13 protein-coding genes are annotated in these 22,483 nt (G+C 42.9%); 6 read left to right on the forward strand and 7 right to left on the reverse strand.

The window, feature by feature from the left end; genetic code table 11:
- Positions 1–75 precede the first annotated feature (75 nt).
- The 4 genes from AC27HD_RS17305 to AC27HD_RS17320 all read right to left on the reverse strand — a co-directional run bounded on the left by AC27HD_RS17305 (position 76) and on the right by AC27HD_RS17320 (position 4,833).
- Complete coding sequence (locus tag AC27HD_RS17305) at positions 76–1,794, reverse strand: GMC oxidoreductase (protein ID WP_032096189.1); 1,719 nt, start codon at positions 1,792–1,794, stop codon at positions 76–78.
- Positions 1,791–2,351: a gluconate 2-dehydrogenase subunit 3 family protein gene (locus tag AC27HD_RS17310; RefSeq protein WP_032096190.1), complete on the reverse strand. Its 561-nt coding sequence runs from the start codon at positions 2,349–2,351 to the stop codon at positions 1,791–1,793. The genes AC27HD_RS17305 and AC27HD_RS17310 overlap by 4 nt, the downstream gene beginning before the upstream one ends.
- 266 nt (positions 2,352–2,617) lie before the next feature.
- On the reverse strand, positions 2,618–4,276 hold the full coding sequence (locus AC27HD_RS17315; RefSeq protein WP_032096191.1) for a LamG-like jellyroll fold domain-containing protein: 1,659 nt from the start codon (positions 4,274–4,276) through the stop codon (positions 2,618–2,620).
- Positions 4,273–4,833, reverse strand: a complete 561-nt coding sequence (locus AC27HD_RS17320) for a sigma-70 family RNA polymerase sigma factor (protein ID WP_235207762.1) — start codon at positions 4,831–4,833, stop codon at positions 4,273–4,275. The genes AC27HD_RS17315 and AC27HD_RS17320 overlap by 4 nt, the downstream gene beginning before the upstream one ends.
- A 224-nt stretch (positions 4,834–5,057) precedes the next feature.
- Here AC27HD_RS17320 and AC27HD_RS17325 point away from each other — a divergent pair, with 224 nt between their 5' ends.
- The 4 genes from AC27HD_RS17325 (at position 5,058) to AC27HD_RS17340 (ending at position 14,741) form a co-directional block, all read left to right on the forward strand.
- Positions 5,058–7,901, forward strand: coding sequence for an alpha-L-rhamnosidase (locus AC27HD_RS17325; RefSeq protein ID WP_032096192.1), 2,844 nt, complete (start codon positions 5,058–5,060; stop codon positions 7,899–7,901).
- Positions 7,902–7,953: 52 nt separating this feature from the next.
- Positions 7,954–10,311: an alpha-L-rhamnosidase-related protein gene (locus tag AC27HD_RS17330; RefSeq protein ID WP_032096193.1), complete on the forward strand. Its 2,358-nt coding sequence runs from the start codon at positions 7,954–7,956 to the stop codon at positions 10,309–10,311.
- 15 nt (positions 10,312–10,326) lie between these two features.
- Positions 10,327–13,368, forward strand: a complete 3,042-nt coding sequence (locus AC27HD_RS17335) for a sulfatase (RefSeq protein ID WP_032096194.1) — start codon at positions 10,327–10,329, stop codon at positions 13,366–13,368.
- 113 nt (positions 13,369–13,481) lie between these two features.
- Positions 13,482–14,741: a glycoside hydrolase family 88 protein gene (locus AC27HD_RS17340; protein WP_032096195.1), complete on the forward strand. Its 1,260-nt coding sequence runs from the start codon at positions 13,482–13,484 to the stop codon at positions 14,739–14,741.
- A gap of 164 nt (positions 14,742–14,905) precedes the next feature.
- On the opposite strand, the gene AC27HD_RS17345 is transcribed toward AC27HD_RS17340, so the two are convergent.
- Complete coding sequence (locus AC27HD_RS17345; RefSeq protein ID WP_487107380.1) at positions 14,906–16,165, reverse strand: right-handed parallel beta-helix repeat-containing protein; 1,260 nt, start codon at positions 16,163–16,165, stop codon at positions 14,906–14,908.
- Positions 16,166–16,195: 30 nt separating this feature from the next.
- Positions 16,196–17,386, reverse strand: coding sequence for a glycoside hydrolase family 88/105 protein (locus tag AC27HD_RS17350; RefSeq protein WP_487107382.1), 1,191 nt, complete (start codon positions 17,384–17,386; stop codon positions 16,196–16,198).
- A 490-nt stretch (positions 17,387–17,876) separates the two neighbouring features.
- Here AC27HD_RS17350 and AC27HD_RS17355 point away from each other — a divergent pair, with 490 nt between their 5' ends.
- Both AC27HD_RS17355 and AC27HD_RS17360 read left to right on the forward strand, forming a co-directional pair.
- Positions 17,877–19,409, forward strand: a complete 1,533-nt coding sequence (locus AC27HD_RS17355) for a sulfatase-like hydrolase/transferase (RefSeq protein WP_487107384.1) — start codon at positions 17,877–17,879, stop codon at positions 19,407–19,409.
- A 97-nt stretch (positions 19,410–19,506) separates the two neighbouring features.
- The gene (locus tag AC27HD_RS17360) at positions 19,507–21,030 is read left to right on the forward strand and encodes a BNR-4 repeat-containing protein (protein WP_487107386.1); all 1,524 of its coding nucleotides are present in this window, start codon (positions 19,507–19,509) and stop codon (positions 21,028–21,030) included.
- A 27-nt stretch (positions 21,031–21,057) separates the two neighbouring features.
- Here AC27HD_RS17360 and AC27HD_RS17365 read toward each other — a convergent pair whose 3' ends face one another.
- Positions 21,058–22,479 carry a cellulase family glycosylhydrolase gene (locus tag AC27HD_RS17365; RefSeq protein WP_487107388.1) on the reverse strand — a complete coding sequence of 474 codons (1,422 nt, stop codon included), beginning with the start codon at positions 22,477–22,479 and terminating at the stop codon, positions 21,058–21,060.
- Between the last annotated feature and the right edge of the window lie 4 nt (positions 22,480–22,483).

Genomic DNA, 22,483 nt, shown 5'->3' on the forward strand with positions numbered 1-22,483 from the left:
TCGTCAGAATTAAAAACTACAATCGAGATGTAGAAAAATCTCTACATCGTCAATCTATTACGAAGCATGATTGCTTTATATAATGCCGTTTTTTAGAAGTTTAGATGCATAGTCTGCCGCTCGTGTGGTTATTGCCATATACGTTAACGATGGATTTTGTGTAGCGCTAGACGCCATACAGGCTCCGTCGGTAACAAATAGGTTAGGTATATCGTGAGCCTGCCCCCAGCCATTGAGGACCGATGATTCTGGGTTGTTTCCCATGCACGCGCCGCCCATTTCGTGAACCTGTTTACCCATTGGAATATGTTTGTTTTCTGGTGTCGCTTTTACCTTAATGTTGGTGCAGCCGCCGGCTTCTAGTATTTCATGAATGTCTTTAGCCGCTTGTTTTATCATTTTTCTTTCGTTGGCTTTTATCTCGGCATCGATATGGAGTAACGGCATGCCCCAATCGTCTTTTTTGACAGGGTGTAACGTGGCAACGTTTTCATAGTAGGGTAATACCTCTCCATACATAAAGGCTCTAAAACGCCATGGACCAAGTTGACCAACACTCTGCTTAGCAATAATACCAATACCTTTTTCCTTCGCACTCGGCCGAGAAAACGTGCGATTTTGAGCAGTTGTTTGAAAACCAAACCCCCGGTCAAAGTTCGCACCTGCTTGTTTTTCATGTCGATAATTCGGAATGTAAGTAGCAATAGGGCGCCGCCCGAATGCAAATTTATCTTCGCTTACGGGCACATCAGCATCTGCGACTACGCCAGTGACGTGGCCAAGTATGTAGTGACCCAGCATTCCGCTGCTATTTGCAATACCATTTGGAAACGTTTTTGATTTAGAGTTCAACATTATTTGAACCGTGCCTAATGCCGATGCACACATGAAAACAACGCGGCTTTTGTACTGTCGCCTCTCTTTCGTATTGGCATCAATGACGGTAACGCCAGATACTTTCTTACTCTCGTCGTCGTAGTTAATGCGCTCTACAATTGAATCTGTAATGACGGTTAAATTTCCCGTGTTATTAGCTGCAGGCAGTGTGGCAGACTGAGAGCTAAAGTAAGCACCAAAACTGCATCCTCTTCTACAGTATGAGCGAGCCAAGCACTTGCCCCTACCCAATGCAATTTGATCTTGAGAGGGTGAGGTGAGATTAGCGGCTCTTCCTATAATGAGATGTCTGTCGGTATACTTTTTGGCAATATTATTGGAAATGTATTTTTCAGCATAGCTCATTTCCCATGGCGTCTGAAACTCGCCGTCAGGTAGGGTCTTCAAATCATCTTTATTCGCTGAAACCCCTATAAATTTTTCAACATAGCTATACCACGGTGCTAAATCTTCATACCCGATCGGCCATTCAATACCATGGCCGTCTTTCGCATTGGCCTGAAAGTCCATGGGACTCCATCGTAGTACCTGGCGTCCCCATGTAAGTGAACGTCCTCCTAATTGATATCCACGGGTCCACATGAAAGGTTTATCTTCAGGAAAACTGTACGGGTGCTTCTTATCGTCAACAAAAAAATGCAGCGCGTCGGTTTTATATAAGTGCCCTTTTTTTCTAAGCGTAGCGTAGTGACCATCTTCAGCTAGCGATTCATTTGGCATTCCTCGGTTTTGCAAATCCCAAGGTGCTTGAAAATCTTTGTACTCAGGCCCTCGGTGATCTACATTTCTTCCGCGCTCTACAACCAAAGTTTTAAACCCTCGTTCACAGAATTCTTTAGCCGCCCAGCCGCCTGTAATTCCTGAACCGACAACAATAACGTCATAGTCGTTGTTCATAAGTATTTTCTCTCGTAGATAACGTTCAACTCATCTTGAGTAAGGCTGCCCCGATAACCACCAGGGACAAGAAAGAAGTTAGGGTTAGCTGTTTCAGATGAGTAGTGAATATGGAAAATGAGCGCTTTGAGTCGTTTATATGCAATAGCAAAGTCGCTTTTATCCTTGTCAAAAGCCCGCTCGTCGATAAGTTCTAGAAAGCTCTGCCTTTTTTCCCTACCGAGTAAAAAGTAGCTTGTATTAAATGTCGATTTTGCGCGTACCAAAAATTCGGATAAGAATTGATTGAATTGTTGCTGTGTTGAGGGTGCTGCCCAAGATATCATTAATTCATCAAGTACCTGTATGGCGTGAGTGTCCATACTGCCGGGGGTGTCGGTACGAGGTATCATTATATCCGCAATATCGTAAAGTAACGTGAACTGATCCGCTTCGAAAAAAGCCGCGTCCGATTTGAAGACAGTCAGGTTAAGTGACTTTTTTAGCTCTGATGGTAGAACGGATGCTGAAACAACGTACAACATAGAACCTAAGAATATTCGTCTATTAATTTCCACGTAATCCTCTTCATGATATCGGCTAGTGAAATTTGATGTCGTTGATAGTACCTAGAAAAACCAGCCAAAATCAATCATTATCAGTCAGATGAGTTAACATTATTTTGACATCCTTGTTTCAGACAGATATATGAAAGTCGTAGGATAGTTAAAAAGCCGTTAAAACAACGTCGTAAGAGTTTGGTGATAATCATATAAGTTTCTAGCTACAGGCTTTGCAAAGTGTCAGTGGGCATGTGCAGCACTTGAGTGGCTGTTAGCTGAGCTTATTTCTGTGGCTCGTTATGACCGGCGCGCTCAGGTAAGCCGGTGGTGTTGTTTAGCGTTAGTGTTTTATTAGGAGAAAGCTCGATATAGCTTTTTAGAGGCAGCGCTTCTGCTGATGGCTGGTTGCCGAAATAGTTAAGGCCCATAACAACATTTTTGTAGTGAAGATTTATTACAAAGGGGGGAAGGGAAAAATCATAAAATGCTACCTCGTCTATGGTTCCCGCATAGGCCTCAGCAGCATGTCCCTGAGCATTGGGAGAATTCCCAATATTGGCTAATCCTGCGCCGCCACTCAATACTTTGGATCCAGGTGGATATTGAAAGCGTGCGCCTATTTTTCCATCGATATAGATGGCTTTGAGCCCGCTTTTAACGTCATAAGTAGCTACTACATGGTGAAAATTACCATCTTTTAACTGTCGAAGTGTAGGCCGTCCGTTTTTGCCATCTAAAGGGAGTTTTAGCTCATGGTAACCTTGACCTAAAATGTACAAACCAAAGCTAATAGATTCTGCATAGTTGCCAGCTGGCACTACTATTGATTTGTTGCGGTCATTTTGGAAACTAAGTAGCATTCTGTGATCTTTATCACTCTGATCTTTTCGAAAAATTTCATCAATTTCTCCATATCGTCCTTTGGTAGGGCCTTTTCCGTTATAAAGTGGCCTAATCAATGCCTCAATAGTAACGCCATCAATTACGGAGAAAGAGCCTGTCGCAGGCACACTGCCACCTCCGCTGCCCACGTTGATTCTTGCATCCTTACCGTTATCAAAGTAAAAAGCGCCTTTCCCGATAAGCCCATCAATGCGTTTAGCCCCATCACCCGCAACACCGACAGCTGTTCCTGCGAAGTCCATCACTCTGTCACCTGCATCATCAAAGTTCCAAAAGTGTCTTGGTCGCCATGCTTTAGGTATTATTTTAGCGTCGGTATCAGTTGAGACTGTGGCTGTATCGTCCACTATCTTGACGGTCAAGTAACCCGAATCCATCTCAATATCAAAGACATCAGTTGAAATGGTGATATTCTTATTTGAATTGGAGGTAACGCTAATCTCTCCGCCCTTTAGCTTAACATCGGTAATATTGAACAGTTTGAAATGTGAATGTGAAGCAAATACTAAGCTATCACCTGAGCGTAACCTAAGTTCAACAGGGCCCTCGCTTTTATACATACCGGGATAAACATAGTCGTTATAGACATTGCCATTGCCGTCGACCAATAGCCTTCCACTGACTAATTCTGCTACAAAATGTTCATCAGCGAGTGGATCTCCCTGTGTGTTTATGTATATCAATAATAAAGATAAGAAGGTAAAAAACACTGCAAAATAAAGCATGTGTTTTGATTTATTCTTTTTCTTTGGTGAAACTGTATCGCAAGGCGGAGGTTCGTGAAGCTGTTTAGACACATATGTGGGACGAACGACAACTTCATCAATGACGGTCTTGCGTCTTACTATCTCTAAATCCGGAATAGTGCTTGATTTTAAATGGACATGAAATTCGATGTAATCAAGGTAAAATTGTCGAGCTTGCTCGTCATTAGCTAACAGGATTTCGAGTTTTTTGAGCTGCATTTGAGTCACTGTGCCAGCACAGATTTCATCTGCAATGGTACGAACTTCACTAAACTCTTCAGAGCGATTCAATTGTCGTACTCCGCTTTCTCTTTATCAACGCAGTCGAAGAGCGTGCGGCGAAGCAAGTGGATAGATTTGCGAATACCAAAAATCGAACGACCGGTCTTGTCTGCAAGTGCCTGGGCGCTCAAATTTTCTATATAAAACCCGAAATAAAGTTGATATGCAGAATCAGAGAGATGGGAAACGCAATGTTGCAGTATACGCCACTTTTCGTCTGAATTTTCTTGATGGGAACTTGAAGATATAAGCTGCTCAAATAATTCATCACTCAAGCCTAAAACTAATTTCTTCTGTTGCCGACGGTAGGTTCTTACGCAATTAAACACGATGGTATTTGACCATTTTCTAAAGCTTGTTCCTTGCTCAAAGGTCTCAAATTCCTTCCACAGGATAACGCTTGTTTCCTGAAAAATATCATCGGCGGCGGCTTTGTCTAAGACAAATGCATAAATGTATGAGTACAGCCGCTGTTTTTCTGATTCAAACAACGTTGCAAAAGCGTCTGAAGCTTGTTTCAAAGAGCCATGGTTAGAATGGGGCGACGGCATGCTTTGAGACACCATATCCTCTCTTTTCCGCTTCGATAAGACATTTCATAGCGTTAGTTCAAACTACCCCAACAGCACTAGCATCAAGTGGAGCGTAAATAGTTAGCGCAATGACATTTTACGTAAAGTTAACATTTAAGACTTTGTTTGACTATATTTGATTGAATTTAAAATTTAAGGGTATCAATAATCAAATTAGGTGCCTTTTCTAATTATATAACTTCTGATTTGGGTCAATAATGTCTTATTACCGATACATGCTACTTTGCATGTTCACTATCTTCCTTACTGCTTGCCAACAAGCAGAGCCAGAAAAAACCAATAACGACGAAAAAATGGTTTTACCCGCCCCAATAGCACTTACGGTGGGTGAAGGATTCGTTAATCCAATTGGTCACTATGAGAGCTCACCGCGGTTTAGCTGGCAAGTTCCCGCCGAGTCTACTCAGTTGGCTCAACATAGTTACCAAATTCAAGTGTCTACCTACGATACATTCGACCCAGAACACATTTTATGGGATAGCGGAAGAGTTATGTCATCCAAAAATGCGTGGGTTAGTGCTGAGAGGTTAACTCTAGACTCTAGGCAACGTGTATTTTGGAGAGTAAAAACGTGGGATGTAGAGAGCAACAGTTCACGATGGAGTGAAACGCAGGCTATTGAGACTGGTTTGCTTACAAACAGTGATTGGCACGCTCGGTGGATAGGGCATCCAGACACTAATGAGCGAACTATAGTCCATAGTCCCAACTCCATTGAGCAACCAGATAATCAGTATTTTCGTCCTCAATATTTACGCAAAACCTTTAAGCTGAATAAGCCCATTAAACGAGCTCGTCTTTATATCACCGCCAAAGGGGTATTTAAGCCTTTTATCAATGGCCAAGCAGTCAGTGAAGATGTGATGACTCCAGGGTGGACGCCCTATCATAAACGTATTGAGACGCTGACTTACGATGTTTCAAATTTAGTGCATCAAGGCTCTAATGCTATCGGTGCTGCACTAGCTGAAGGGTGGCAAGGTCGTATTTTTCATCCTACCAAGCAGGACTATGTAACACCTCTTCGTCTTATTGCTCAGCTTGAAGTAACCTTTGCAGACGGCACATTATCGCGAGTTGTAACTGATGATAGTTGGTTTTCAACCGATCAAGGACCCATTCGCACTGCGGGTAATTATGATGGTGAGCGCTATAACGCCAATTTTGAAATACCTGGCTGGAATACCGCTGAGTTTAACAACGATGGCTGGATGCGGGTATATTCTGAGCCGTATGAACCTGACGTAAAACTTCGGCCAAAGCGCCATGCGCCAGTTAGAGTAACAAAAACAATTCCTGCCATAACGCTTGTAAGTGTTAAAGACGGTGTGGCAATTTTCGATATGGGTCAAAACATGGTAGGCGTGCCGGAAGTGACGCTACCCGTAAAAAAAGATCAAACAGTAAAAATTCGATTTTCCGAAGCGTTGCAAGGAGAAACGTTCTATGTAAGAAATCTTCGCTCGGCCAAAAGTACCGATTGGTACGTTCCCAAATCCGACGGCCAAATTACCTATCAGCCAACATTTACGTTTCATGGGTATCGTTATGTGGAAGTTTCGGGGTATGACAAAACATCTACACCAGCGCTGGAGTGGGTGAAAGGTAAGGTGCTTCACTCTGATTTCGATGTCTATGACAATTTTTCAAGTAATCATAGCAAACTCAATACGCTGTCTAGCAATGTATCGTGGGGATTACGCGGTAATTTCCTCGATATTCCCACAGACTGTCCGCAACGCGATGAGCGTTTAGGTTGGACAGGCGATGCCCAAGTATTTGTCCGTACGTCACTATATAAAGCGGATGTGTATGCTTTTTGGGCTTCGTGGCTAGAAAGTATGAGAGAAGAGCAAGGCATTGATGGAATGATCCCCAAATTTGTGCCATTTCGCCCGTTTCTTACTGAAGGAACCGCCGCTGCTTGGGGAGATGCTGCAACCATCGTTCCGTGGGAATTGTACCAACATACCGGAGATATCACTGTTCTCGCTGACAATTATTCTATGATGAAGCGATGGGTGAAATACACTGAGTTTAATAGCTTTGACTATATTTCCAACATTGGCACTTACGGCGACTGGTTACAGCCTTTTACAGAAAACGAACGAGCTTCGGGTGATACGCATCCTGATTTAATTGCTACCGCATATTACGCGCGCTCTGTGGACATTTTGGCCAAAACTGCACAGATATTAGGGTATGAATCCGACGCAAACCAATATCGACGTTTGTTTAATAACATTAAGCAAAAATTCAGAACATTCTTTTTTGATGACACGCTCAATCTTGTGAGCTTAACGACTAAGCAAATTAAACGGGAGAAAGGTAAAAGGCTCAAGTCGCCAAAAACCGTCGAACTCAATGTTAAAACTACTCAAACAAGTTATTTGTTGCCGCTGGCGTTTGGATTGTTTTCAGAGGATGAGCAAACTACAGCAGTTGAAAAGCTATTAGCTTTATTAGAAAAAAGTGATCGGCATTTACGTACTGGTTTTTTAGGCACACCAATGTTACACCAGGTGCTGCAAAAATATGGTCATAGCGAACTAATGTACGATATTTTGCTGCAGGAAACCTACCCGTCATGGTTTTACTCCATCAACAACGGTGCAACGACTACCTGGGAGCGTTGGAACTCATACTCTCTCGAAGAGGGCTTTAATAAAGCTAACATGAATTCACTTAATCATTATGCTTACGGTGCAGTGGCTGAGTGGTTCTACACTGGTATGCTCGGAATTCGATCACTAGAGCCTGGATTTAAAACATTTCAGATTAGCCCGCAGTTCACTACTAGGTTAAACAACTTGCAAGGTACAGTGCCAACGATTAATGGCGATATTAAAGTGGCTTGGTCAATTGCCGCCAACCAATTATCAATGAGCATTACGGTACCGAAAAATACTCGCGCTGAACTAAAGCTTCCGTCCCTTACTGGACTAACACTGACCCATAATGGTGAATCTTTACCTGACACTGACCTGTGGCTTGAGCCTGGCTCATATCATGTATCGGGCGACATCAGCATGCCTATGTAGTGTTTCAGAGTTTATAAATTCATTTTTTTACAGCTTCCATGGACAATAAAATATGCGCATAAGAGAAATAATAATTGCTAGCTTTGTAATACTGTCTTCTACTTTTTCGCTTCCTGCTACTGCGGTTGAGTGGTCTGCAGAGTGGATTTGGGCAAAAGAACGATTTACCGAACCAAATAGTTGGATGGCATTTCGTAAAAAAATCAGTTTGGATGAACAACCAGAAGCAAGCGTTGCCTATATCAGCGCTGACACCAAATATTGGTTATGGATTAATGGCAAGCTTGTTGTTTTCGAGGGAAGCTATACGGGAGGGCCGTCTCCAGTAACACCAGCGCCACGTACCGACTTTTTCCCTATTGCATCGAACAAGTACTACGACGAAGTTGATATCAGTCAATACCTGACTGAAGGTACTAACACTATTGCGGCATTGGTATGGTATTACGGTGATAATGGTCAAAAGGGTACTCATATTTCGTCGAATAAAGGGGGCTTTATTTTTCAGGCTGACGCCGGTGATACCCGAATTATTTCTGATGATTCATGGAAGGTAAATCCTCACTCGGCTTATAACGCTAAAGTCACTAAGCAGTCGCCCTATCGAGTAGCGGCATGGAACATTGACTACGATGCCAGAAATAGCATGGGAGATTGGACGGATGGAGCTTGGTATAAAACCGAGTACGATGATACTAGCTGGGCAAGCGCAAAGAGCCTACTCCGTCCGCCGAGAGCACCTTTTAATGCGCTTTTTCCAAGTGAAATCCCTATTTTACACAACTATGGTTTGACGCACTGCGAGAACTATCCCGCATCCAAATTTCCTTTTGAGAGCAATGGTGAAACTATTAAGTGCGTGCTCGATTTTAATAAAAATATTACACCCTATTTCGATATTGAGGCTGAGCAGGGCTTGCAGGTGCATATTGACTCTAATATGCGACTTAACACGATTGAGACCACCTACACGACAAAAAAAGGCCGACAGCAGTTTGAGTCTTATTCATGGTTTAACGCTCGAACTATAGAATATACTTTCCCAAAAGGTGTCACTGTGCACGGCCTAAAATACCGCTGGACAGGAGTGGGCTCAACTCCTGGGCACTTTGAGACTGACGATAGCTGGTTTACACGTATTTGGCAGATGGCAGAGAATACTTTATACATTTGTGCTCGCGATAACTTTATGGATACGCCGGATAGAGAGCGAGGTTTGTGGATTGGTGATGTAGCCGACCAGGCAAGCTACTTATTCTACTCCATGGATAAACCCGGGCGCGACCTACTGAAAAAAGCGATCAAAGTAACGCTTGCCTTCAGCGACAGCGAAACGGGTATTTTTGCAGGTTTAGGGCCTGGCCGATTCAGGGAATTACCGGCACAGAGTTTACAGTTTGTCGAGCAAGGTATTTGGCATTATTACTATAATACCGGCGATCATGAGACGCTTGAATTTGCCTATCCGTACGTACATAAATACCTCACATTGTGGGATCTCCGCGAGAATGGCTTAGCGACATTTAGAAGTGGTGCTTGGAAATGGACTGACTGGGGCCCGCAAGAAACCATTGATTATGACGTTATTCAAAATGCGCTTTACTACAGTGCGCTAGTATCAGCTCGCAACATGGCGTTAGCGCTGAATAATCAAACTCACCTGATTTTCTACGATAGCCGCATAGCAGCGTTGAAAAAGGCGTTCAGAACTACATTTTGGCATGATGGTTTTTACAGTAGCAATCCCAAGGTGTTTAAAGACGACAGGGCTAATGCAGTTGCTATTTTGTTTGGCTTAGCTGACGAGAGCCAATACGACGCCATAGTTGACAATGTATTGATACCCAACCACTTTGCCAGCCCGCATTTTGAATGGATGGTCTATAACGCTATGGCAATAGCAGGGCGCTACGGTGATGCTCTGTCGAGAATGAAAGAGCGGTATGGCAAACAGGTAGCTAATCCAGCCAGATCAACGTTAACCGAGTACATGAATGGCGGAGGAACAGAAAATCACGCCTGGAATGCACCTAGTACTGTATTAAGTAAATATATTGCTGGTATCGCCCCTACTTCTGTAGCTTGGGAAACATATCAAGTTTTGCCCAATATGGTGCATATGAAGCGGATTGAACAACGCGTGCCCAGCGTGCAAGGCGACATCGATTTTACAATAAGTCGCACATCAGAAAGTCTTACTCTTGAACTCAATTCACCTAGTAATACAGTAGCACGGGTAGGAGTGCCTAAGGAATATTTTAATATCAGTAACATAGTCGTAAATGGGAACGTTGCATGGCAAACCGGGCAAGTGAAAAACAGTGTGGATGGTGTGAGGTTTGTGTCTGAAAACTCGAAATATATCCTATTAGATGTTGCTCCGGGTGCTTGGAAAATAGACGCTAATTAATGTTGGGATATTAAAATGAAATTAGTACTTAGATACCTCACAACGCTTTTCTTAGTTTTTTCGGGCCTACTTGTCAGCGCGATGGCTTATGCAAGTCAAGCTAATAAGTCTCCTAACATTGTAGTGTTTCTCGTTGACGATCTTCGACCTGACTTGGGCGCTTATGGCCACACTCAGGTGCACAGCCCCAATATCGACCAACTGGCCAGCGAGGGCGTAAAGTTTAGCCGAGCGTACGCTCAACAAGCTATTTGTGGCCCTTCTCGCGTGAGCATAATGACAGGCTTACGACCTGAGACAACAGGATTGTATACCATTAGAAAAGACGGGCGACTTCGACCTAATCAACCAAATGTGGTGTCGCTGCCGCAATTGTTCAAAGCGAATGGATACAAGACGATTAGTATCGGTAAAGTTTATCACAGCACAACAGACGATGCTGAAAGCTGGTCTACTCATATTAAAAAGCTCGATAACTTTTACGCTATTGACGGTAATAAAGAAAAGCGATTTGCATATGAAGCCGGCGATGTCGAGGACGACTTTTATAAAGATGGCAAAGTGGCCAGCGATGCCATACGTGCACTGCGAGATTTAAAAGACGACAAGTTTTTAATGTTTGTTGGCCTCAGCAAGCCCCACCTTCCTTTCAACGCGCCAAAACGTTATTGGGAGTTATATGACAGAAACGAGCTTGCAGTGCCAAGCCGAAATAAACCAGAGGACATGTATCGTCTTGCGCTTACAAAGTGGGGCGAGTTAAGAATGTATGGTGGTATTCCTAAGGAAGGCGACGTCAATGATGAGCTAACTAAAACGCTTAGGCATGGATATTTCGCGTCGGTAAGCTATATGGACGCGCAGGTTGGCAAAGTAATGCAAGCGCTTAGCGAGATGAATCTACGAGAAAATACTATGGTTGTATTGATGAGCGACCATGGATACAAGCTTGGCGAGTACGGCGCGTGGAATAAGCATACCAATATGGAGCTGGACACTCGGGTACCTCTCATTATAAGTCGTGAACTTTCTTATAGCAGGCGCGTGGCGAATCAAACTTCATCGGCACTGGTTGAAAATGTCGATATTTTTCCGACGCTAGTGGAAGCTGCAGGACTCACTATGCCTAACGTAGATGGGGATAGTATGCTATCTCTCATAGACAACCCTCATCAATCTTTTAAACCAGCCGCTTATAGTCTTTTTAATCGAGGAAAGATTATGGGGGTGACGGTCACAGATGGTGATTGGCGATATACGCAATGGCGAGATGCCGCCACGCAGGAAATACAGTTCACAGAGCTATACGATCACAGGGTATCCGATGTTGCGAGAGCCAATGAATCTGGTAAACCGAGCTATCAAAATATTGAAGAAAAGTTACGTGAGCTTCTTCACGCAAAATTTTCTCTCAGTGCCCCTTCTTTTTATCAAAAGCGAGAGGTTAATAACACGCAAATTCCTATCACATTGATGTCGGACTTTACTGATACTCGTGGGCAAATAGGCGACGTTTATGACTTTTTTGACGTTGCGGTAAGGACCGAAAGAGGTAGCCCAAAATCGAAACCCGCGACGTTTGGACGTAAGCCCAAGGTCAATACCGTTAGAATGTTAGGGGGTTGGTTCAACCAAGACTTAGCAGGCGATACCTATTTGTGGGATGGGGAAAAATATGTCTACAACTTCGAACCTGCGTTCGAACGAATTGACAGGTGGCTAAAGGACGATTGGGATATCTTTCAGATCGTATTAGACAATCCACCCTGGGCCTTTCAGCGTGGGCACAAATTTGTAGAAGAGCCCGATGGCAAGCATTATTTATTGAAAGATAAAATAGGGGTGTATGGCAACGGGTTACCACCATATAACGCAATAGCGTGGAATAAGTATATAAGCGCTTTTATCACTAAGCTTGTAGAGCGTTACGGTAAAGAACGGGTGCTTAATTGGCGGTTTAGAGTGGGCTCAGAGATAGATACTCGACCTCAGCACTGGGCCGCTACGCGAGAAGAGTTTTTTGATCATTACCTTAATACAGTATCAGCGATAAAGACTACGCTGCCCAGCGCAAAAGTAGGAGTTCACTTCAGAGAGGCGTCCCATAAAAGCCGCTATGTTGATTACACGGGTAACAAAGAAAATGCCTATGCGCCGCATTTTGTCACTTGGGCAAAAGAAAATAACGTACCCTATGATTTCTTAGCGATTTCCTATTACCCGCACATAACACACCCTCACGAAATGGATATGGATGAGGTGTACGCTAAGCAGATTGCGCCTATCTTAGAGCACGCAGATTACAACCCTGCAGCCCGCTTTGAAATACATGAGTATAAATTCATTGTGAAAATGAAGCGGGCAGGGTTCGTTAGCGTTGCGACGTCACATAATTCTGCATTTTTTGCCATGCTTGCCAAAATGATGTTAACCCACAACATAAAAGATGTTTTTCAGTGGGGAAACTTCCATGAGGGGTCATATAGCCCAGAAGCGCTAACGCAACTCGCACTGTTTCCGATGGTGGGGAATAGGCTGTATGAAAATTCCGTTAGCACTAAAAAAACACCTCAGGGAAACACGGTAAATGGAATATTCACAGAGCGAGAATCTGATGATGGAATCGATGTGCTTGCCTTTAATTTTAATAACGAAAATATGGATGCTTTAACGCCTGAATTACTTCATCTTCGTGTTCGGGTGGACAAGCCATCTGGCACTAAGTACCACTATCGAGTAGCGCAAATTGATGACGAAACCAATATCGAGCAGCAGTTCATTAATGATTTTCCTAAAGCCATGCTCACTGAAAGAGAAGGTGGATGGCGGAAAGCCGATGCACATTCTACCGCATCTTTGCGCGATGCTTTAAACGAAGCGGGGCGGAAAGCTTTTCGTGTACATAAAGAAAGCTATGGAAAAGTCACCTCACTAAAATGGAGTGACTGGATGGAGGGAAGCACCCAAGAAAATGATCGGGCTTCAATAGTTTCCATTGATGCGTCTATTCCGTCTTTTTCCGTTCAGAAATACGAAATGCGATGGGCAAATGAGTAGTACACACGAACCTGCCTAAGATTAAGTGTGACCTGTTATGATTGTTTTTGATGATTTTGGCGGGTTTATTGTTTAATCTATACAGCTAAACTAATTAACACGGTAAGTATCAGATGACCAAAAACCAGCAGACTATAGCCGCAATTTTAGCCGCTTGTACTCTTTCTGCTTGCAGCGCAACCGAGAAGCAGGCGAGTGCACCGGCAGTAAAAGAAAAAGTACCCAATACAATCAGCTATTCTAAAAAGATTGATTGGCCAAAGAATAACACTGAGTTTTGTAGCGCTGCGTTAGACCACGCAACTATGCAGTACGATGGGTTTCGGCAAGCCTATACAGATCCCAAAAATGTGCCTAGGTCGTTCAGTCAAGGAAAGCCAAGGTTAGAGCCGATGTTGGGCTGGACTACAGGGTTTGTTGCCGGTAGTTTTTGGAATTTGTATGAGCATAATCAAGACCAAAGCTGGTTAGAGTCGGCAACTAAATGGACAGAGGCCCTCGAAAAAAACCAATTCAATCGTAAAACCCATGATATCGGTTTTATCATCTATGATAGTTTTGGTAATGGCCTTCGCTTAACCGATAATAAAGAGTATGAGACGGTTATTGTAAACGCGGCGAAAACGTTGATGGAACGTTATAACCCAAAAATCGGAGTCACCTATTCTTGGAGTTGGGGCACGTGGGAATTCCCAGTTATCATCGATAATATGATGAACTTGGAATTGTTGTACCGCGCATCAGAAATAACCGGTGACCCTGTATATCGCGATGCCGCCTTCAGTCATGCAAGTGTCACTATGGAGCATCATTTCCGTGATGATTTTAGCTCATTTCATTTGGTGAATTATAGTAGAGAAACGGGTAAACCCAATTGGAAACAAACGTTCCAAGGTATTGCAGATGATTCTTCTTGGTCTCGTGGGCAAGGGTGGGGGCTGTATGGTTACACCATGTCATACCGATTTACTAAGGAAGAGAAGTTTCTAAATCATGCGCAAGGTATCGCCAATTACATTTTAGATCACCCTAACATGCCCGATGATCTAGTCCCGTATTTTGATTATGACGCCCCAAAACATGAGGGTACGACATTATACAGAGATTCTTCAGCGGCCTCATTAGCTGCAAGTGCCTTACTGGAGCTATCTACGTTTGTTGAAGGGCCTGAATCTGAGCGTTACTACAATGCTGCTATGAAAATGTTGCGAACACTATCGTCACCAGCATACCTTGCTGAAAAAGGAGAAAATGGTTACTTCCTGTTGAAGCAGGCTACGGGTAACTTCCCAGCAAATGATGAATTGAATGCGTCATTGAATTATGGCGATTACTACTATTTGCAAGCATTGAATCGCTGTAAAGCAATATAGCGTTCTGTGGGTCAATCACTGTCCCGTACTTTTTAGCACGGGACAGTGTTAGAAACAAACTGCTATCAGTGCAAGTATGTAAGCTCATTATGAAACAGGAAGAGAACGGACATAGCACCGAATTAACGCTTGAAGAAGCTACTTGTTCGGTGCGCATCGAACAACTACAGATACTTGCTCCATTTGTCTAGATTAGAAAATGTATTATTAGACTTGATGATATTTTCAGTATTACGTCCTTCATAGCTGCGGTGTACGATACCCCATGTAGTAGTGAGTTTTTCTCGAGAACCAGCGTTAACGCCTCTGATTTTATTATTTTTTATAGTGTTGTTTCCTTTAACGCCGTTTAGCGAAATCCCCTCAAATGCATCGCTGTAAGCGTTGAAGTTAGCCTTGTTAGCCGAACTCTGGTCAGCAACAATGTCACCCAGTGCGTTTATCTCGTTATCTTCAACTTTCACATTGTTTGTTGTTTCAAGGCTGATAGCACGCATTGCATTGTCAATTGTGTTGTCTAGAATTTTTACGTTTGTTGCTTGCCAGCCTTGATAAACACTTTTAGTGCTTAGCCCAACAACCACATCTTTAAGAATATTGTTTCGCATGACTATATTGTCAGCACCTCGTTTCGACGTGAAGCCATCAAACGCGCGTTCCACATAATTATCATGAATTGTAAAGTAGTCACCAAACTGTCCTTTATCGCCTCCTGCGGATAAATAAACAGCGGCATCGCGAACACCGTAGAAGCTGTTATATCTGATAGTTGCCTTTAGGGCTCCTGTCATCAAAATACCGCTATCGCCACCTGCTTCATAGAAAGGATCGCTGTTGCCTCTGGTTCCTATAAACGTGATTCGTTCAATTAAAAGGTCGTTCAGCTTGTGGTAATTCGTACTATTTACTACACCCCTAATAGAGAGAGCATCGGCAGTTTTATCCAGTCCTTCCCTTCCATTTGGCGTTAACCTAGTGATGGGGACAACGGTTGAAACCTTAGCGCGAGACATATCGAACTCGCCGCCAGTCCATTCAAAATTTGCTTTTTGGTTGCGGTTGTTGCACACGTTGTCGTTATTTTTTGTGTCAAAACTAAATAGGTCCCCATCTAGATCAGCTTTTGCAATAAACCTTGCACCAGTAGCGTCAACAATTAAATTTTTACGAAGCGTAATATTAACGCCCTTCAAAATGGATTTACCGTCGTTCGCATTTTTATCTGAACCGATATAATAGGTGCCAGATAGCCTGATTGGCCTTCCCGTATTGGTAGCCTGCTGCAGAGCGTCTTGTAGTTTAGAAGCTTTTCCATTCGGGTTTGCTGGGGGGCTGCTGCAGTCAGCAGCAAGTCCATGGCCCGCCCATAAAATTGTGCTACACGTGGCCAATAGGCGAAGTGAATTTTTTATACTTTTTGTCATTTTTATTCCTTTCACTAGTTAAAAAGTAGATTAATTTTTCTCTAACAAGTCATATACAGCACTTCCTGCGAGCAGATATGCACCTACCCCGAACAACTGGGTATCATCTTTGGTTACCACATCAGGTTTTTCGTTTACGCCTTGAACCCAGCCAAATCTGCCGTCTGGTTGAACTGCTGCTGATAACACTTGCCATCCTTTTTTCACGGAAGGTAGATATGTGGTTTCGTCGAGCAATTGATTGTTGATGCCCCAAGCTAGGCCATAGGTAAAAAAGGCGGTTCCACTTGTTTCTGGTTCTACGTACTTTTCTCCAGCCAGCAATGACATTGGCCACGCACCATCTTGTTTTTGCAGTTTCACTACTACTGATGTGAGCTCTTGGTAGAGAGACTCGTAGTAAGAACGATATTGATGGTTGTGAGGAAGATTTTCCAAAACATGTACAACGCCTGCATATACCCACCCCATTCCTCTAGACCAAAAAACTTGCTCACCGAATTTGCCTTTTTTCTCAAAATAACGAGAATCTCGGAAAAGTAATTTGGTTTTAGGATCCTGCAAATAATCGATGGTTGCTTGAAACTCTTTATGAGCGTAGTCAGCATATTTTGGATCGCCCGTAATAGCAGAAAGCTCGAAGAGCACCGGAGGGGCCATAAACAACGCATCAGCCCAGCACCATCGCCATTGGCAGTTGTGTACGTTATCTTCATTCCTACCCGCTACAAATTCGAGACTGTTGTCTGGGGCTTGGTCAATTAACCAGTCAAAGGTTTCTTTCACCGACGCTAGCGCTTGTTCATTCTTATGTCTTCGGTAATACCAAAGATTGGTCTGTCCTATGACATGGTCATCAGCAAAGTATTTAACTTTGCCCATTTTCCAGTTGTGAGCTTTACCCTCATAACCAATCCATGTTTCATAAAACGGGTTGCTAGAGCGCTCTGCCAGTTTCGTTAGCCCTTTATAAAACGCTCCTTGGATCCATCTTCCGTATGTTTCTGAGCCTTTCCTTGCGCGACCAACATGGGTCATATGCTGTGTTCGTGCGACCTGCCAATTCGCTACTTTTTCCATTTGCGCCATAACGTGGGTCTTCGTTGGCAAATCAGACATCATTTCCTTTGCATATAATGACGCTTGTGGCAAAAAAGCGATGGCAAATAGGACTATGGTTTTTCCTATAAACTGATTAATTGCACTTGAGTATGCGTTCATGGACCATCCTTTTATGTATTGGCACTATACGATTTCATGCCAGCGAATTATTTAATTACTGATAGATATTGAGCTGGATAGTACATTGAACCAGTTTATAATATCAATCATAAGTGCTCATAAATGATCTATGCTGGTCATTATTTCGAGTAGGAGAGTTTTTAATTTCTACGAGTAAGTATTTTTATATTTCAATAAAAATCATAGTCTTGAGTGTTTTTTGAGTTAGTTTCCCATATAGTCATTGCTATGTTTCAAGTTGTAAATTATTTGTTTAAAACCTATTTTCATGTTTAAATTGTCAAAATCAGTCATGCTTGAGTTTAATCCCAACTCGTTTTACCAACTGCATTTTTAAAGCAGATTGAAGTATGCCGAGGTGTTTGTTCGACATTGAGACGGCCTAGTTTTTATAAAAAGTGAAAAGCTTACTGCTTTTCATTCACAGTGCATCGTTAAAGCAAGTCTTCTATAACAAGGTTAGGAAAAAATGTTGAGATACCCATTACGACGTATGGCATTAGGTTTATTGGTACTTGTTTTAGGTAGCCACGCTACGGCTGCAATGAATTTAGTTAAAAAACCTACGTCGAATGGTGAAAACCTGTCGCCAAACATTGTTTTTATTTACACCGACGATCAAGCTCCTTGGGCCATTGAGGGTAAAAATCCAAACGCTATAACACCCAACCTTAACCGATTAGCAGAGCAAGGCATGTCCTTTCCTAATGCATACACCACTACACCCGTATGCAGCCCATCCAGAGCAGGGCTACTCACCTCTCGATATGGTTTCGAGTTAGGTATAGACGATTGGATCAATGATCACCTTAAAAGCAAAACACTTACTGGCCATCAGTTAGACTTAGGCCTGTCTTCTGAATTTGACTCTTGGCCGAAGCAACTGCAGGACAATGGCTACTATAATGGCCTTATTGGTAAGTGGCATCTTGGTAAAAAGCCTGAATATCATCCCAATAATTTCGGCTATAACGAGTTTATTGGTTTTCTAGGAGGGGGGACTACGCCTATTGACCCTCATCTTACCGTGAATGGAAAAAAGAAGAGTGAAACAGGCTTAACGGTTGACGTTCTGACTGACCACGCCATTGATTTTTTACAAAGAAATAAAAACAAAAAGTTTCTTTTGTCATTGCATTACAGGGCACCGCATTATCCATTTGAGCCCGTGTCTGAGAGCGATCGTAGTGCCATTGCTGAAGATGTAGCACTATTACACCCTGACTATCCAGATCTCAATAAGCACCGAGCAAAGATGCTATTACGCGGTTACTTGGCATCAGTTAAAGGTATTGACCGAAATGTAGGTAGGTTGATGGCACACCTAGACACTTTAGGTCTTGCTGATAATACCGTAGTTATTTTTACTTCTGATCATGGTTATGCCATCGGGCAAAACGGCATCTGGCATAAAGGGAATGGATTTTGGTTGCTAAACACCCCCCCTGAAGGAACCCCTACCATACCTAAAGGCCAGCGTCCCAATCTTTATGATTCCGTTCTTAAGGTGCCGTTGATTGTCAGGTGGCCTGACAAGGTCCCTGCGGGGGCGCAAAACCTGTCTACTGTATCTAACTTAGACTTCTACCCAACTATCATGGATATCGCAAGATTAGACCTTCCTGAAGAAACCACCATCAGAGGCCAAAGTGTCATCGATGCGCTTAAAGACGAAAATGTGGTGACAAGCACAGACTACTTCGCTGCGTATTCGACTTTGCACCAATCCATTACTGGAATGAGGATGTACAGCGACGGCAAACACAAACTCGTGAGGGACTTCAAAAATACAGGCCGTGATGAATTCTACGATTTAGAACGCGACCCCCATGAAACAAGTAATCTATTGGAAGGCACACTCTCAGACATTCAATTGGCTGAATTACTTAGATTAGACACAACGCTTAATACAAAAATGCGAATGTTAAGCGACCCCCTTATAAGTAAATTTACACCGGTAATTTCCGAGAGCAAGTCAGTTAGGTCACCTTATGACGATTAGAGAAAAGAGAACGCTCGTCGGCATGTTAACTCGTGTTATACGTGGGTAGAAAAATTACACATTTTGAAGTGATAATTAATATATGGATAGTCGAAACATGACAAATAAGCTCTTGCTACTAATGATGATGGTATATCTTTGCGGCTGTCAGTCCGTAGTAGATGAGAACACAACGTTACTACCTCGAAGCAAAACGCATAATTCTATGTCGATATCATTGAGCCAAAAGCCAAAACTACTTAGCAGTAGTCTTTTAGTCGGCAAGTCTCACACCTCTGATGGTTCAGATCGCGCAATAAATGGGAAACCTCACTTTTCCGGCGTTATGGGAGCGCAAGCCGTTACCTATAATGGCTTTCAATATGTTATTTATTACACGGCAAAAGACAGAGGAGGCTATGGGGACCTTTTCGCCGAGGTGGTCGTCGCGCGTCGAAAAGTTACGGGACATGACTGGCAATACTCTACTTTACCTGTTTACCGATTGACGTCCGATGATGCACACAACCGTCAAGCTATCGAGATTTCAAAGGGCGATGGCGTTATTCATATTTCGTTCGACCATCATAATTTAGATCGAATTAATTATGCGCGCACAGCTGTAGGAGTTGCAAACCATCCAGAAACTGTAGATTGGAACGACGATGTTTTTAAATTCGAGCGTAACCTCGGTTTTCCTGATGATGCGGTAGGTCGTGTTACCTATCCAAAATTTTATTCTTTAGAGAGTGGAAATGTACTGATGTACTACCGAGAAGGTGGTGCAGCAAAAGGTGAAATGCAGCTCGCGCTGTATGATGCAGAGCAAAGCGATTGGGAATTTATTCGAAACATATCTTCAAGTGAAGGTGTTTATATTCAAAATGTAAACGGCAACAAAGAACCTTCAACGAGAGGGCCTTATCTAGCCGGCGGTGGACCAAAATTTGACTCAAATGGTCGCATGCACATTAGTTGGGTCTTTAGAGAGCGACCAGTCAATTGTAATCCTGGTAAAACCAACGGCTTAGATTGTAATCATGGTATCTACTATACCTATAGCGATGACGAAGGGCTTACTTGGTATAACAATGCTGGAACCCTCGTCGCTGATACGCGAAAAGGCGAAGTCTTGTCTATTGCAACACCTGGGTTAGAGGCAGTTCACGTACCCACGACGCTTAGACCTTCTAATGTTTCGCATAACTCTGTTATCGATACTAAAACAGGTGACTATCACCTTTTACTTAGTCACAATATTGAAGCTGGTGGTCCGGCCCGTGTACATCATTATGTTCGCGGCACCTCAGGCACTTGGCAAAAGCGAGTCTCTAGTTTTACGGCATCAAACGTAACGTTAAAGTTTCTAGACGACAGGTTAGTTGCGTTTGCAGGGCGAGAGAGCGCTGATATCTACTATTCTGATAGAGCCGACGATTTTACAACATGGCATAAAATCGACATGCCCAATGTAGACAGTGAGTTAGGTAAAATCGAAGGTGGGTATATCACGTGGGATCTCAGCTTATTAAAGCAAGGTATCGCAAGTGTTATATGGCAACATGCACCAGATTCAATCGGTGAGCCAAGCCCCATTTACGTTTACGACTTTGAAATAGGCACTGTTATTAAAAGTCAGTAATACCGAGATAAATCATTAAGTGTTTTCTCAATTTTTAGCAGCCGGATCTGGCTCTCTGTAAACACCCGGCTCAATTCTTATGTTGATTATTGTGTTATTTGTAGGCCATGCCAGCACCGTCAGTTGTTGTCTGTCCTCATCCCAGATAAAGTCGCTGGGTCTGGTGTTGTTTTTAGATGAATGTACGCGAAGGCCGGTATTAATCGGGCTGTGAGTAAGTATTAAGTCCTCGCCAACATGAATCGAGAAACCATCTGGATAGTGACGGTCCGCCCCTATAAATATTCTTGAAGCGCCCTTGCTATTATCTGTTTTGATATTGATATCTAAAGTACGTGTCGCAAAATGAAACATAAAGTTTTTTATGTCTCCAGCAATAAACTGCGGATAAGGGCGAGCGATAATGTCAGTGATGTATTTTCTCTCGACCGTACCGTCGGCTTGTTTGTCAGAGAAAATCGCCCAAGTTGATTCGCCCCCAGGTAAAAAATTCTGATAGCTACGATTGCCTAAAAACCAAGCTTTAATTGATCCAATACCCATTTTGTCGAATACTTCTGCTGTGCGAATATAAAACTTAATGTAATGCAGTTGTTCTTCTACTGAGTTGTCGGTGGTAAGTAACGTTGGAAACCCCCACTCTCCAACTAAGATTGGCGCTTGAAGTAAGTCAGCTTCTTTATCAAACCTTTCCATAGTAGGTGCGATGTAGTCGATATATTCTTGGTATATGTGTGGTGCGAAAACAATGTTTTTGCGATTCACTCTTTTCTTTATTTCCGCGTACTGATTTTTGTTGATTGCCTCACCTTTGTTCATAAAAATAGTTTGAATTAAAAACAATTTCTCATCGCTGTAAGGCAGTGCGGCATCAATAATTTTTTCATATAAAGGGATTAAATAGTCGCTGGTTAGTTCATCATAAGATTGTGTTAGTTCTTTTTTACGTGGTTCGTTTACTAAGTCATAGCCGATAACTGCATCGTTGTCCTTAAACGCATCCCATATATGTCGCCATGCATTAATATAAGTTTCTTGCGTATTATTTCTGTCAAAGTATAAGTCGGGCCAAGAAAAACCTTTGGCGCCATACACCGTCAGTTTAAACATAGTTTTAATGCCAGCTTCGCGACCAAGGCGAACTGCATTTCTTAGACGTGCCAGATATTCTGGCTGAAAGGTCGAGTCCCCAAAAGTACTCAATTTACCTAATTCCAGCCTGACAACTTGTACGTTGGCGCCCATTCTTACCATGCGTACATAGTCTTCTTGCGTGAAGTTAACTTCTCCACCCGCATCATTGGTGTTTACGACAAAGCCGCGTGGGATCATGTGTCGTCCTGCGTCGTCACGTAGGCCATGCTTGATGTCTTGTGCTAGCACTTCATTATTTACAAAAAGCGAAAGCAGCGATGTAAATAGCAGTGCTCTGAACAGTGATTGTTTCATTTAA

The organism is Alteromonas sp. 4NS20-0143 (assembly GCF_057542855.1).

Bases quoted from the DNA above. Each gene is read 5' to 3' on its own strand.
- AC27HD_RS17305 (WP_032096189.1), bottom strand. From the start codon at position 1,794: ATGAACAACGACTATGACGTTATTGTTGTCGGTTCAGGAATTACAGGC.
- AC27HD_RS17320 (WP_235207762.1), bottom strand. From the start codon at position 4,833: ATGGTGTCTCAAAGCATGCCGTCGCCCCATTCTAACCATGGCTCTTTG.
- AC27HD_RS17325 (WP_032096192.1), top strand. From the start codon at position 5,058: ATGTCTTATTACCGATACATGCTACTTTGCATGTTCACTATCTTCCTT.
- AC27HD_RS17330 (WP_032096193.1), top strand. From the start codon at position 7,954: ATGCGCATAAGAGAAATAATAATTGCTAGCTTTGTAATACTGTCTTCT.
- AC27HD_RS17335 (WP_032096194.1), top strand. From the start codon at position 10,327: ATGAAATTAGTACTTAGATACCTCACAACGCTTTTCTTAGTTTTTTCG.
- AC27HD_RS17340 (WP_032096195.1), top strand. From the start codon at position 13,482: ATGACCAAAAACCAGCAGACTATAGCCGCAATTTTAGCCGCTTGTACT.
- AC27HD_RS17345 (WP_487107380.1), bottom strand. From the start codon at position 16,165: ATGACAAAAAGTATAAAAAATTCACTTCGCCTATTGGCCACGTGTAGC.
- AC27HD_RS17350 (WP_487107382.1), bottom strand. From the start codon at position 17,386: ATGAACGCATACTCAAGTGCAATTAATCAGTTTATAGGAAAAACCATA.
- AC27HD_RS17355 (WP_487107384.1), top strand. From the start codon at position 17,877: ATGTTGAGATACCCATTACGACGTATGGCATTAGGTTTATTGGTACTT.
- AC27HD_RS17360 (WP_487107386.1), top strand. From the start codon at position 19,507: ATGACAAATAAGCTCTTGCTACTAATGATGATGGTATATCTTTGCGGC.
- AC27HD_RS17365 (WP_487107388.1), bottom strand. From the start codon at position 22,479: ATGAAACAATCACTGTTCAGAGCACTGCTATTTACATCGCTGCTTTCG.